The organism is Sorangiineae bacterium MSr11367 (assembly GCA_037157805.1).
GTDB classification, from domain to species: Bacteria; Myxococcota_A; Polyangia; order Polyangiales; family Polyangiaceae; genus Pendulispora; species Pendulispora rubella.
Window position 1 is genome coordinate 2,938,206 of the sequence record CP089983.1, and the last position, 13,057, is coordinate 2,951,262.

Annotated in this window: 14 protein-coding genes and 1 pseudogene; 12 read left to right on the top strand and 3 right to left on the bottom strand. The window is 63.8% G+C overall.

Translation table 11 applies throughout. From position 1 onward, the window contains the following. Positions 1–80: 80 nt before the first annotated feature. The 9 genes from LVJ94_11810 to LVJ94_11850 all read left to right on the top strand — a co-directional run bounded on the left by LVJ94_11810 (position 81) and on the right by LVJ94_11850 (position 8,196). Complete coding sequence (locus tag LVJ94_11810) at positions 81–872, top strand: ATP-binding cassette domain-containing protein (protein ID WXB07916.1); 792 nt, start codon at positions 81–83, stop codon at positions 870–872. Next, positions 869–2,122, top strand: coding sequence for a sugar ABC transporter permease (locus tag LVJ94_11815; protein WXB07917.1), 1,254 nt, complete (start codon positions 869–871; stop codon positions 2,120–2,122). The genes LVJ94_11810 and LVJ94_11815 overlap by 4 nt, the downstream gene beginning before the upstream one ends. 184 nt (positions 2,123–2,306) lie before the next feature. Continuing rightward, a complete protein-coding gene (locus LVJ94_11820) occupies positions 2,307–3,608 on the top strand; it encodes an ABC transporter substrate-binding protein (protein ID WXB07918.1) in 1,302 nt (433 codons plus the stop codon). A gap of 149 nt (positions 3,609–3,757) precedes the next feature. After that, positions 3,758–4,591: a sugar ABC transporter permease gene (locus LVJ94_11825; protein WXB10708.1), complete on the top strand. Its 834-nt coding sequence runs from the start codon at positions 3,758–3,760 to the stop codon at positions 4,589–4,591. Further along, complete coding sequence (locus LVJ94_11830; protein WXB07919.1) at positions 4,591–5,397, top strand: carbohydrate ABC transporter permease; 807 nt, start codon at positions 4,591–4,593, stop codon at positions 5,395–5,397. The genes LVJ94_11825 and LVJ94_11830 overlap by 1 nt, the downstream gene beginning before the upstream one ends. A 2-nt stretch (positions 5,398–5,399) precedes the next feature. Beyond that, complete coding sequence (locus LVJ94_11835) at positions 5,400–6,449, top strand: ABC transporter ATP-binding protein (protein ID WXB07920.1); 1,050 nt, start codon at positions 5,400–5,402, stop codon at positions 6,447–6,449. Positions 6,450–6,634: 185 nt separating this feature from the next. Then, positions 6,635–6,886, top strand: coding sequence for a hypothetical protein (locus LVJ94_11840; GenBank protein ID WXB07921.1), 252 nt, complete (start codon positions 6,635–6,637; stop codon positions 6,884–6,886). 135 nt (positions 6,887–7,021) lie between these two features. Then, the gene (locus LVJ94_11845) at positions 7,022–7,216 is read left to right on the top strand and encodes a hypothetical protein (protein WXB07922.1); all 195 of its coding nucleotides are present in this window, start codon (positions 7,022–7,024) and stop codon (positions 7,214–7,216) included. Continuing rightward, complete coding sequence (locus tag LVJ94_11850; protein WXB07923.1) at positions 7,216–8,196, top strand: DUF5996 family protein; 981 nt, start codon at positions 7,216–7,218, stop codon at positions 8,194–8,196. Before LVJ94_11845 ends, LVJ94_11850 begins: the two co-directional genes overlap by 1 nt. Position 8,197: 1 nt before the next feature. Here the strand turns inward: LVJ94_11850 and nudK are convergent, their stop codons facing one another. Further along, positions 8,198–8,785: a GDP-mannose pyrophosphatase NudK gene (gene nudK, locus LVJ94_11855; protein WXB07924.1), complete on the bottom strand. Its 588-nt coding sequence runs from the start codon at positions 8,783–8,785 to the stop codon at positions 8,198–8,200. A gap of 61 nt (positions 8,786–8,846) precedes the next feature. Here nudK and LVJ94_11860 point away from each other — a divergent pair, with 61 nt between their 5' ends. Continuing rightward, the gene (locus LVJ94_11860) at positions 8,847–9,623 is read left to right on the top strand and encodes a DeoR/GlpR family DNA-binding transcription regulator (protein WXB07925.1); all 777 of its coding nucleotides are present in this window, start codon (positions 8,847–8,849) and stop codon (positions 9,621–9,623) included. Between the two features lie 15 nt (positions 9,624–9,638). Continuing rightward, positions 9,639–10,007: a DUF4406 domain-containing protein gene (locus LVJ94_11865; GenBank protein WXB07926.1), complete on the top strand. Its 369-nt coding sequence runs from the start codon at positions 9,639–9,641 to the stop codon at positions 10,005–10,007. On the opposite strand, the gene LVJ94_11870 is transcribed toward LVJ94_11865, so the two are convergent. Further along, positions 10,004–10,828 (bottom strand): hypothetical protein, encoded by an 825-nt coding sequence (locus tag LVJ94_11870; protein ID WXB07927.1) that lies wholly within the window; start codon positions 10,826–10,828, stop codon positions 10,004–10,006. The genes LVJ94_11865 and LVJ94_11870 overlap by 4 nt on opposite strands. A 50-nt stretch (positions 10,829–10,878) precedes the next feature. Further along, positions 10,879–12,045, bottom strand: a complete 1,167-nt coding sequence (locus LVJ94_11875) for a hypothetical protein (protein WXB07928.1) — start codon at positions 12,043–12,045, stop codon at positions 10,879–10,881. Positions 12,046–12,255: 210 nt separating this feature from the next. On the opposite strand from LVJ94_11875, the pseudogene LVJ94_11880 reads away from it, so the two are divergent. Next, a pseudogene (locus tag LVJ94_11880) lies at positions 12,256–12,417 on the top strand (response regulator). Positions 12,418–13,057: the final 640 nt, after the last annotated feature.

Genomic DNA, 13,057 nt, shown 5'->3' on the forward strand with positions numbered 1-13,057 from the left:
TTCGCCGAGTCCACTCGGTTGAAAATTCGGGAGAGGGAGCGGGAGGGGGAGCGGGGAATAACCGCGGTGGTGATGACACGATGACGACCGTTCTCGAACTACGTGGGATATCCAAACGCTTCGGCGCCGTGCAGGCGCTCACCGATGTCGACTTGAAGGTCGATGCCGGTGAGGTCGTCGCGCTGGTCGGAGACAACGGCGCGGGCAAATCGACCTTGATCAAGGTCATTAGCGGCGTCATCACGCCCGACGGCGGAACGATTACCTGGGAAGGCAAACCCACGCACATCACGCGTCCACATGACGCGCAAACGCTTGGCATCGCCACGGTGTTTCAAGATCTCGCCCTCTGCGACAATCTCGACGTCGTCGGGAATCTGTTTCTCGGACGCGAGCTCGGTGCCGGCGGTGTGCTCGACGAAATCGAAATGGAAAAGCGTGCGCGTGAGCTTTTGCGCACACTCTCCGTCAAGATTCCGAGCGTGCGCATTGCCATCGCCTCGCTCTCCGGTGGACAGCGGCAATCGGTGGCCATTGCGCGTTCGCTCCTGGGGCAGCCCAAGATCGTGCTGCTCGACGAGCCCACCGCCGCCTTGGGCGTGGAGCAAACCGCGCAAGTGCTCGACCTCATCGAGCGGCTGCGCGAGCAGGGGCTCGGCGTCATCCTCATCAGCCACAACCTGGCCGATGTTCGCGCGGTGGCCGATCGCGTCGTCGTTCTGCGCCTCGGCAAGAACGGCGGTAACTTCCGCGTCGCGGACGTGACGCACGAACAAATCGTCGCCGCCATCACCGGTGCACAAGACAACGTTGTCGCGCGCCGCCAGGCCCGTACGTCTCGCAAGGCCGAAGGCGAGGAAGCAAAAGCATGAGCACCGAAGTGAAAGACTCCAGTTCCGCCGCCCCCGCCGCCGTCGACCCGCGCCTGCTCGTTCGTGAGAGCGGCGTCAAAGGCTACATCGAAGACTTTCAGCGTCGCCTCAAGGGAGGCGATCTCGGGGCGCTGCCCGTCGCCATCGGTCTCGTCATCATTTGGGTGACGTTCTATTCGCTGAACGAGAACTTCCTCTCGCCGCAAAACCTGTCGAACCTGGCCCTGCAGATCGCGGCCACCGGCACCATCTCGGTCGGCATCGTCCTCGTCCTTTTGCTGGGCGAGATCGATCTGGCCGTGGGCTCGGTCAGCGGTCTCACGGGCGCGGTGTTGGCGGTCCTCAACGTCAACCAGGGTATGTCCGCCGGGGTGGCCATCCTGGCGGCGCTGGTCGCCGGCGCGATCGTTGGCGCCATCCACGGCTTCTTCTTCGCGCGGGTCGGCGTTCCATCGTTCATCGTCACGTTGGCCGGTCTCATCGGCTGGCAGGGCCTCCAGCTTTACGTGCTCGGCAAAGAGGGCACGATCAACCTGCCGTACGAAGGCGGCGTCGCCATGTTGACGCACACCTTCTTTCCGCACGCGGTGGGCTTCGCCATCGGCGCCGTGATTGTCGCGGTGTACCTGCTGCTCGACATGGCCGCCTCGCGCCGGCGTGCGAAGGCTGGGCTGCCCTCGCGCCCGATCTCCGAATCGGTCATCCGCGCACTGCTCATCGGCGTCGCCATCTTCGTTGCGGTTTACGTGCTGAACCAGGCCGAGGGGCTTCCGCTGGCCCTCGTGCTCTTCATCGGCTTCGTGGCCGCCTTCGATTGGATCCTTCGCCGTACGCGTTACGGCCGCATGATCTTCGCCGTCGGCGGCAACGCCGAGGCAGCCAGCCGCGCCGGCATCAACGTGCGCTTGGTGCGTATTTCGGTGTACGTGCTCTCCTCCACCATGGGCGCTGCCGGTGGCGTGATGGCGGCATCGCGCCTCTTCGCGGTCAATCAAAGCTCGGGCGGTAACAACGAACTCCTCAATGCGATCGCCGCCGCCGTCATCGGTGGAACGAGCCTCTTCGGCGGGCGCGGAAGCACGTATTCGGCGCTGCTGGGTATGCTGGTCATCGGCTCGATTTCCAACGGCATGTACCTCGTGCAGCTCGACTCCTCCGTTCAATTCATGATCACCGGCGCCGTCTTGCTTGCGGCTGTGGTCATCGACTCGGTATCGCGCCGAGGGCGCCAATCCAGTGGACGCGCATAACTGAATGTTTTCTGGAACAGCGTGAATTCGTAGTTCCCAGCAGTCGCATCTCCATCTCAATCAAACACACGGGAAAGAATGAATGACGCAATAGGTCATTCATTTTATTCCCGTGTGCGGCGATTGTTGTCTTCGCCATCGTATGACTTGCAGTACCGTACGAGACGATGTCGGAGGCTATACGATGCACAAGGCGGGCTGCGGCGTGATGCGTATTCTCACGCTGGTGGGTTTGGTCTGTCTGGCCGCATGTCACACCGGGGGCGGAGGCGCTGCAGGCGCGAATGAGCCGGCGAAGCCGCCCGGGAAGATTCGGGTGGTGTTCAAACACCAACCGATGTGGGGCGAGCCAGAACCGTTTCGGCAATTGCTCGCGGGCTTCTCGCAAGAGAATCCCGATATCGATCTGGTGACGGAAGTCCTTCCGAATGCGTCGGACGCCGTACACCAGTATTTCCTTACGTCGCTGGAAGGGAAAACGCGCGAATACGACGTTTTCATCGCGGACGTCGTCTGGGTGCCAGAATTTGCCCGCGCGGGGTGGATTGCGGACATCTCCGACACCTTCCCGCCCGATGGCGTCAAACGCGATTTCCTCCCCGGCCCAGCCGAGGCGGTAACCGTCGAAGGAAAGACCTATGCGCTCCCGTGGTACGTGGACGCGGGCCTTCTCTATTATCGCACCGACCTGGTGCCGCGGGCGCCGAAGACCTTCGACGAATTGGTCCAATTCGCCAAGGCGGCCAAGCAAAAAGACCCGTCGCTTTATGGTTACGTGTGGCAAGGCCGCCAATACGAAGGCCTGGTGTGCGACACCTACGAGGCCATTTGGGGCTTCGGCGGCGAGTCGATGCAGGGCAAGCGCGTGACGGTGGACACCAAGGAAGCACGCGCCGCGCTCACCTACGAGCGAAAGCTGTTTACCGAGGGCATCTCGCCGCCGTCGGTCACCTCCGCCGGCGAGGAAGAGGCGCGCCGCACGTTCCAAGATGGAAAAGCGGTATTCATGCGCAATTGGCCTTACGCATGGGGTGAGGCGCAAAAGCCGGATTCGCCCATCAAGGGCAAAGTCGGATTCACCACCTTGCCCACCGTCAATGGCGAGCCGGGGCACGGCGCACTCGGTGGATGGCAGCTCGCGCTCAACGCCTTCACGCCGAGCTGGCGCCGCGAGGCCGCCGTCAAATTCATGAAATACATGACCTCGAAGAAAGCCGAGGTCGCCCTGGCCATTCACTACGGCCGAAATCCCTCGCGCAAGGATGCCTACAAAGACGAGGGCCTGCGCAAGGAAGCTCCGTTCATCGTGGATCTCCTGCCCGTGCTGGAGAACGCGAAGCCGCGTCCGGTCACGCCGTATTACGGCATGCTGTCCGACGTATTGCAGAGCGAGTTTTCCGCGGTCGTTTCGGGCATTCGCACGCCCGAGTCGGCCTTGGATCGCGCGCAGAAGTTCCTCGACCACGTTACGCAGGGTGGGTCATGACAGCGAAGCACGCCGAGAACTTGGACCGCGGGAGCCTAACCCCGAAGTTGACCCCGGAACATTCCGGCCTTCGCAAGAGCGGTGACGCCCCGTTCGACAACGCGAAGAAGAAGCACGCAGGCCAGTCCGATCGCCGCCAGGCACAATTGATGGTGCTGCCGGCGGTCGTCATTCTGGTGGTCGTCGCGTTCTATCCCATTCTCGCCACCATGTGGCTCAGCCTCCACCGCATGATCCTCGTCTTCCACGAGGAGACATTCGTCGGTCTGGGCAACTACGGATTCCTTCTCAGCGATCCGCGTTTCTGGTCGGCGCTCAGCAACACCGCGTACTTCGCGGCGGTGGCCGTGGCCATCGAGCTGGTGCTCGGTCTCGGATTCGCGCTGATCCTCAATGCGGCATTCCCCGGGCGCAGCCTGCTGCGTGCGGCCATCCTGGTGCCGTGGGCCATCCCCACCGTCGTTTCGGCGAAGCTGTGGGCGTGGCTCTTCAATCCGGAATACGGATTGGTCACGCACTTGCTCCCCGGTCATGACGTGAACTGGCTCGGCATGCCGGGCTATGCCATGCACGCGGCCATCTTGGTCGACGTGTGGAAGACGACGCCCTTCGTCGCGCTTCTCTTGCTCGCCGGCCTGCAGACCATTCCGCAGGATATCTACAAGGCGGCGCAGGTCGACGGTGCGGGGACGATTCGTCAGTTCGTCTCCATCACGTTGCCGCTGCTGCGCAACACCATCGTCGTCACCTTGATCTTCCGCACCCTGGATGCTTCGCGCGTGTTCGACGCGGTGTACGTCCTCACCGAGGGCGGCCCGGCGAACACCACGGAGACGTTGTCCATCTATGCGTACAAGACGCTGATGCGCGTGGGTGACTTTGGTTACGGCTCGACGCTGTCGGTCGTGACGTTCATGTGCGTGATGGGGATCAGCCTCGTCTATCTCAAGGTGCTCGGTGTGGAGAGAGGGAAGGGCGCATAATGAAGAAGGCAGCACTTTGGTTTGGCCTCATTTCGGCCATTACGTTTTGCGCCGGTCCGTTCGTGTGGCAGATGATCACGTCGATTCGCCCCGAGAGCGAGTTGACCAGCCTGGGCCTGCCCAGCACGATGACCTTCGAGAGCTACACGGGTGCCTTTCACGGAAGGCCGTTCGGGCAAGTCATCTTGAACAGCGTGATCGTGGCGGTCATCACCACGCTCTTCTGCCTCGCGGTGGGCGCCTCGGCGGCCTTCGCGCTGGCCAAGCTCGAATTCCGCGGGCGCAAGGTGCTGCTCTTTGCATCGCTCGCGGTCTCCATGTTTCCGCCGATTGCGACGGTGAGCCCTCTGTACCTCATCATTCGCAACGTGGGGTTGCTCGACAACCTGACGTCGCTCATCATCCCGTACACCACGTTCGCACTGCCGCTCACGTTGTGGATCCTCACCGGCTTCTTCGAGGACATCCCCGACGAGCTTTACCGCGCAGCACGCGTGGACGGGTGCAGTCCGTTTCAAGCTTTCCGCAAGGTGCTCTTGCCCCTCGCGGCCCCTGGATTGGCCACCACGGCCATTCTCGTCTTCATCTTCTCGTGGAACGAATTCCTCTACGCACTTACGTTCATATCAACGCCGGAAAAGCGAACCATTCCGGTGGCGATTAGCCTCTTCGCGGGCGAACACAAAGAGCCTTGGGGTGAGATCGCGGCGGCATCCGTCATCGCGACGCTGCCGCTCATCGTCGTCACCATGTTCTTTCAACGCAAGATCGTCGCTGGTCTCACCGCTGGCGCGGTAAAGGGGTAACCGTGGCATCCGTAACACTGGAAAATCTGAAGAAGACCTATCCGGGCGGCGTCGAGGTCGTAAAAGGCATCGACGTGGACATCGCCGACGGCGAATTCGTCACGTTGGTCGGGCCCTCGGGCTGCGGCAAATCGACGACGATGAACCTGATCGCCGGCCTCGAGGAGGCTACGTCGGGGACGATTCGCATCGACGGACAAGTGGTCAACGACTGGTCTCCAAAGGACCGGGACGTGGCCATGGTCTTCCAGAGCTACGCGCTCTACCCGCACATGGACGTGCGCCGCAACATGGCCTTCCCGCTCGAGGTGGCCAAACTCGACCCCAAGACGATCGAGTCGCGCGTGAAGGAGACGGCCGAGCGCCTCGGCATCGACGGTTTGCTGAATCGCAAACCGAAGGAACTGTCCGGCGGTCAACGTCAGCGCGTCGCCTTGGGGCGCGCGCTCGTGCGCAAACCGAAGCTCTGCTTGTTCGACGAGCCGCTCAGCAACCTCGACGCAGCGCTCCGCAATCAAATGCGCGCCGAGCTGAAGAAGCTGCACGAGGACTTGAAGGCCACCTTCATCTACGTGACACACGATCAGGCCGAGGCGATGACCCTCTCGGATCGCGTGGTGGTGCTGCACAAAGGCATCGTGCAGCAGCTCGCGCCGCCGAAGGAGATTTACGCGCGGCCCTCCAACGTGTTCGTGGCGAACTTCCTCGGTTCTCCGAAGATCAACATGGTGAAGGCGAAGACGCTGCGTTGCGAAGAAGCCGTGCGACGCCTTTCCGGCGGGCGCGACGTGCTCGTGGGCATTCGTCCCGAGGACATCTCCGTAGGTACCGGAACACCGCCGCCGGATGCACCGACGGGCAAGGTGTACGTCGTGGAGCCGATGGGTGCCGAGACGTGGGTCATGGTCGAAATCGGCGGCGAACGTGTGACGGCGCGCGGCGGCGCAGCGTACGCGGGCCATTCCGGTGACACCGCGTGGCTGCAGTTCGATCCGAGCCGCCTGACGCTCTTCGACGCGAAAACCGAGAAGCGCATCGAGCACAGTTCGTAGTTGCGCGTAGAGGGTTGTCTGCTCGACTACATGGACCCATGTTGATGGCGGGAGAATTCACGCTGTGAATTTTCCCGCTTCGCCATGCCAATGATAGGCATCGGGGCCGCTGCAACGCGATCGTCGCCGGGGGCATCGGTTAGACGGCTCGCGAAGGGGGTCATGTCGTTAAGAGGGCAACGGCAATGCAACTCGACAGCCAAAACGGGACGTTGTTCGACGCCGTGGTCGCCACGAGCGGGCTCGCGCTGTTGATCGCGCCCGAGGTGATTCGCCGCGCATGCCTGCGCGCCGGGGTGCATGCTTCGCTGTCCACGCCCGCGGATCTCGCGCGGGCGATTCCTGCGATTCGCCAGGCTCTTGCGATCTACATGAACCCGGAAGAGGTTCATCGGCACATGCGTGCCATCGAGAAGCTCGCGCTGCACAGGCATTAGACCCTGCGGACCACGAGTACATTTCGCGCGGAAGCGGTTGCGGACGGCAAGGTGGTTACCCACATTGTCTCTGGCGCCCGGAGCGTATCCCTCCTTCGACGCGCTCATCAGGGTCAGAAAGAACCGAGGTGGTCCATGCTCGGCATTGCGATTTCTGCGGCCGTCGTCTCGCTCGTGGCTTTGGCCATTGGCCTCGCTGGCAGCGGTCTCACCGTCCAACTCGCCATCGTCGTGGCGCTCGCAACGGCCTCGGTGGCTGTCGCTTCGTCGATTGCAACATGGCAAATGGCCCATGAAGGTCCGCGGCGGCTCGGTAGGCATCATCGCTGATGGCCACCATGCATTCGCAGTTGGACGGCCGGGCGCCCGCGCTCGATCGCCGGCCCGCGCGCGCGATGTCGTGGCCGGCGCTGCACATCGATCGATGGCGTGAGACGTACCGCACGCTGCATCTCTACGCGCAGATCGTCGGCAAGATCAAACTCGCGCAGACGCCGAAGACGAACCAATGGTGGAATGTGCCCTTTTACGTGAGCACGCGCGGGCTTCGTACCGGGCCGGTGCCGCAGCCCGGTTTGGTCGGCGAGCGCACCTTCGAGATGGCGTTCGACTTCATCCGGCACGAGCTGGAAATCTCGGATTGTGACGGGCGCGTGCGGACGTTGGCGTTGGTGCCGGCGTTGCCGGTCTCGGACTTCTACCGCGAGTTGAATCGCATTCTGGTGGGGCTTGGCATCGAGGTCGCCATCCGGCAAACGGCGTGCGGGATCCCGATGACCATGCCGTTTTCACGTGACTCGGAGCATCACACGTACCTGCCCGACGATGCGGCTGCGTTCTTCCAGGTGCTGCGCCGCGTTGCCTCGGTGCTCGAGACATTCCGCTCGCGTTTCCGGGGGAAGTGCAGTCCCGTGCAGTTCTTCTGGGGCCAGTTCGACTTGGTGGTGACGCGCTTCAACGGTTGGCGCATTCCGTCACCGCCGGGACCGCGCGTTCTGCGGGATCGGTACGACGAGGAGAGCATCTCGTTCGGCTTCTGGCCGGGCGATGCGTGGGGCTCGAGCGACCAACGGGCACTCGACGCCGTGTTCTATTCGCACACGGTGCCCGAGCCCGCGGGGCTCACCAAATACCCCGTCGACGTGGGGGGTGCCTATTTCGACGAGAAACGCCGCGAGTTCCTTTTGCCCTACGAGAGGGTACGCACCTCGGCCGATCCGGCGCACATGATTCTCCAATTCGCCGAGGGCACGTACGACGCGGGGGCGTCGCTCGCCGGGTGGAACCGCGGGGAGCTGGCCTACCCGTAAATCAATCCACGAGCCGATGTAGCTTTGCATACTGCAGCAGCATGATCGTCTTGGCGTCGACGATGTCGCCACGGTCGATCATGTGCAACGCGTCGTCCAGGCGGAGTTCGAGGACCTCGATGTCTTCGGCCTCGGTGGCATCGCCCCCGCCTTGGGCGACGCGGCTTCGGGCATCGTACTCGGCGACGAAGAAGTAGAGCTTCTCGGTGACCGAGCCGGGGCTCATGTACACCTCGAAGACTTTGCGAACGTGCTCCACGCGGTAGCCGGTTTCTTCCTCGGCCTCGCGTTTGACGCACGTCTCGGCATCGTCGCGGTCGAGCAGACCGGCGCACGCTTCGATGAGCAAGCCGTCGGCCAAGCCGTTTACGAAGGCCGGAAAACGAAATTGCCGAATGAGCACGACCGTCTTCTTCTCGCGGTTGTAAAGGAGGACGACGGCACCGTTGCCGCGGTCGTACGTCTCACGGCTCTGTCGCTGCCAGGTGCCGTCGGCCCGCAGGTACTCGAAGGTCGTCTTCTTGAGGACGTACCAGTCGTCGGAGAGCACTTCGACCTTCTGGATGCGCACGCGCGGATGCTCGTTCATGGGTGATATGGAACCTACCAAATAATTAACAAAACGCACATCATTGTGGTAGAAATGCACCGTGGCCGCTGAAAACCGCCTCGATCTCACGTTGCGTTTGGTCCGAAACGCTGGGCGCATTTCGCTCACCGAGCTCACGGAGCGGCTGGGCGTTTCGGCGATGACCGTGCGGCGCGATCTCGACGAGCTTCAACGCCAAGGCCTCGTTCGTCGGGTGCACGGCGGGGCCGTCTCGCTGGCCATGCCGGAAGAGCAGTCGGGCTTCGCCGCACGCGAGCGCTGGCAGCTCGCCATCAAGCGTCGCATCGGGGCGGTCGCCATCGAGCGCATTCAACCCGGGCAAACGGTGCTGCTCGATGCGGGCACCACCACCGCGGCCATGGCCAGTCTGCTCGTCGCCAAGGCGCCGCTCACCGTCGCTGTGCTCAGCCTGCAGGCCGCCGAGCGCTTGGCCGATCAGCCAGGCATCCGCTTGCTCGTGTTGGGCGGCGAATCACGACCGGGCGAACGCAGCCTTGTGGGCCCGCTCACCTTGCGCATGCTCGAGGAGCTCTGGTTCGACTGCTTCCTCATGTCCATCGGCGCCGTGCACCGCGAGCTCGGCTGGTCCGAATTCTCCATCGAGGATGGCACGGTGAAGCAGCACGGCCTTCGCCGCGCCGCGCGCACCATCGTCGTCGCCGATGGGAGCAAACTCGGTGTGCGCGCGTTTGCGCGGGTCGCCCCGCTCGATGCCGTCGACACCTTCGTCACCGACTCTGTCGTTGAGGGCGACGATCAGGCCGAGGAAACGCTTGCCGCCATTCGCAAGGCCGGCGTCGAAGTCGTTCTTGCTTAGAAAGGGAGTACGCCTATGTCGAATGAACCGCTGTTGATCTTGGTCGCCGGCCCATACCGTTCGGGTACCCAGGACGATCTTCGCAAGCTGGCCGACAACGTCGAGGCGATGAACCGGGCCGCGCTCGACGTGTACCGCGCAGGCCACATGCCCGTGACGGGGGAGGCGCTCGCCTTGCCGTTGTGCGAACTGGCCGGCTCCACCTGCGTGGGCGACGCGGCCTTCGACGAAGTGTTTCACCCCTTCGCGCGACGCCTCCTCGCACACTGCGATGCCGTCCTTCGCATCGGCGGCCCCTCGGCCGGCGCCGACGAAATGGTGGCGCAGGCCAGGCGCGAGGGAAAGCGCGTCTTCACCTCGCTCGACCAACTGCCGCAGCTCTAGGCCGCAGCGCGTGAATCGCCGAGTTCGAGGAGGCCGCGAATGAAGTCGCGCTGATTCGATAGCGCGCTTTCGCCGAGGGGAACGACGATGGGCTTCATGTCGCCGTTGGTCAAATAGACGAGCGGTACGTTGCCATCGAGTCCGACGCTTTGAACATGCTGCAGCTCGATGGCCTCGGATCCCGTGGTTTGCAGCACGACCCCGCGAAAGCGATGCTTCGAGGGAAAGAACAAAAGGCGCTGCGTCGTCAAGGCCACGAACATCCCGCGCGCCAACAGCGCGCCGAAATATCCCGCCGAACCGTTGTACCGGTCGAGTGCGTACGCCTGGTGGAGCACCTGCTCACCCTGGCGTAAGAGCGGTTTCACGCTCGCATAGATGAACTGATCCGCATCGGTGCGAAGACTCGGCCCGCCTTGGCGCGGCGGCTCCTGCGCAAGTTCGCTTTGAAGACGGCGCAACGTGCGGGCCTGCCACCTCTTCTTGCCGATTTCCCAAAGGATGACGGCCGCGATGACAATCCAAAGAAAATAGCCCCAGACGTACTCGAAGGCAGGAATCGAGTACGCGGGCAGGGGAGTCGGCAGGCTGCCTTCCCCCTGATGCAGAAGAATGTCGTCCTGCGTGAGGGGGTAGTAGACCTCCTTGGCGCTGTTGCGCGGCTTGAGAACGTACCCGTCGTCACGAAAGTACACGCCGGCGCCGGCGTGAAAGACACTGGTCTTGTACGCCAGGCAAAGCGGCTCGTCGTGCTGACCGTGGATTTCGACATCCACGATGCACGTCACCGTCTCTTGCTGACCGAAAAGGAGCATGCCCATGCGCTGGCGTCTTCTACGCAAACGCGGCGAATTTCTTCCCTGCGTTGGGCCTAGTGCGTGGCGACGGCGCCAATCGATGGCAGGGGGCTGACGCTGCCGAGGAGCTCGGGCTGCGTGCCCGCGCGCACGTTGATGCGAATGCGGCCCACCGCGCCACCGGCACCCGCTCCCACATCAAAGAATTGCATACCTGCATCGGTCCAGGCGAGTTCTCCGGTGCCGCAGGTGCTCGCCGCTGGCGGTGAGTTTGCCGTGCCTCCTGCACCCCCTGGAATGAACCCGTCGCGACTCATTCCCCCGAGACCCGGTCCGCCATTGGAGGTCACCGAACCGGAGGCGCTCACCGAAATGCTCGCGGCTTCGATGACGATCGTTCCGCCGCTTCCCCCACCCCCCCCGGAGGTGCGCCAACTCCCAAGCTCAGGTGCAAGGCCATCCGCGCTGACGTGGCCCGTGATGGTGAGCGTTCCGCACGAAACGAGTTGCAGCGCGCGTCCTCCGTATCCTCCCGGGATCCCGCCCCCCTGCTCGTAGTCGACCGTCATGGCGCCCTCTGCACCGGGCAGCAATGGAATACCGGTCTCGGATCCGTAGGCTTGGGCGGTGTACGTTCCATGCGATGTCACATGGGGACCTCCCGGCGTCCCGTGCCCGCCACCACCTCCGCCGCATGTCCAATCCACTTGTTTTCCTTTACCGGGATGGGATGGGGGTAAGTAGTAGTCGCCGCCGGATGGGGAAGAGCCCAATCGCATGGATTTGGTCGCGACGATGGCCACGTTCTGACGGTTGAAGTCGCCCGAAACGTTGGCAAACTTGTAGAGGTAGATATCCGGTCCTTCGATTTGGTGGATCACGGCGTCGGGTTCGTCGGGAAGCCGACCGCCCGTGAAGTCCTTCGTTCCCGGCGTGTCGCAGATGTCCGGTGGGAGATTGGACGGCGTGAGGACCAAACATCGCCCCGCGCGGCAGCCGAGTGGGCATTCCATCCCTGCATCGCAGGGTTCTTCGACGGCGGCGTCGGAGGCATGAACGACGTCCCCGTCGGAGGCATCGCTCGTTGCCGGAGCATCGGTCGCGACGCGACCGTCCAGGGACGCGTCGGACGTGTTCGTGCGGTCCGACTGCTGCCCGTTGTTCTCGTCGTTCGACGAACTGCACGCGGCAACCACGACCCATGCGAGGGTCGCAGCCCCAATGGCGAATGCGTGGCGCATATCTCGTATTGGGGCCACCGCCGGACTTCCGTCACGGCTTCGCGTCAGTGTGTCGCAATCGTCCCGATCGACGGCGCGGGGCTCACGGTCCCGAGCAGCTCCGGCTGCGTTCCCGCGGCCACGTTGATGCGGATCCTCCCCACCGCGCCGCCCGCACCGCCGCCCGAGGGATCGCCGCACGTTGCGGCCCCCGGCGCCGAGCTGCTCGTTCCGCCCGAAGCTCCTGCGCCGCTACCGCCGGCTCCACCGTCGCCGCCGTTGGCCTGCAGCACGCTGCCTGCTTGGGCCGTCACCTTGGTGGCTTCGATCAGGATCGTTCCACCGGCGCCGCCGCCCCCGCCCCCGGCACCGCCCGGGCCTCCCATGCCGCCTCGTTCACCGTTGGCAAGTACCGAACCGGTGATCGTCAGCTCGCCACACGATACGAATTGGACCGCCGAAGCGCCCATGCCACCCGCCACTTGCGGCGAGCCTCCGCCACCCTCGCCAAAGCCGCCGTAACCGCCCGTGTGGAGCGGAATCGCGGTCTCTGCGCCGAACGCTGCGCCGCCGGCCGGGCCGCCTCCCGCGGTACCGTAGCCACCACCGCTGCCGCCGCAGAACGGCTGGCCTGATTGCCCCCAGCCTTGGCCCTCGCGCTGACCGAAGGCAAACGGCACCGTGTACGAACCCAGTTGCATCGCGTGGGTTGCCACCACCGCGATGAGCTCATACTCGACGTTGCCTCGCTCGATGTTGCCCGAGACATTTGCGAACTTGTACACGCAAATATCCGGCGCCCCAGTCTGATGGACCACCGCGTCACACGCCTCGGGGAGGCGACCGCCCGTGAAGTCCTTGGCCCCCGGCGTGTTGCACGCATCCGCAGGCAGATTGGACGGCGTCAGCGTAGCGGCCACCGTCGCGAGCGCGTCGGAGCGAGCCTCGGCGCTCGCGCCCTCCCCGCTCTCCGAAGATGCGCTGCATGCCGACACCAGACCCAGCGTGAGAAGGGTCCCCCCGAGGAAGAATG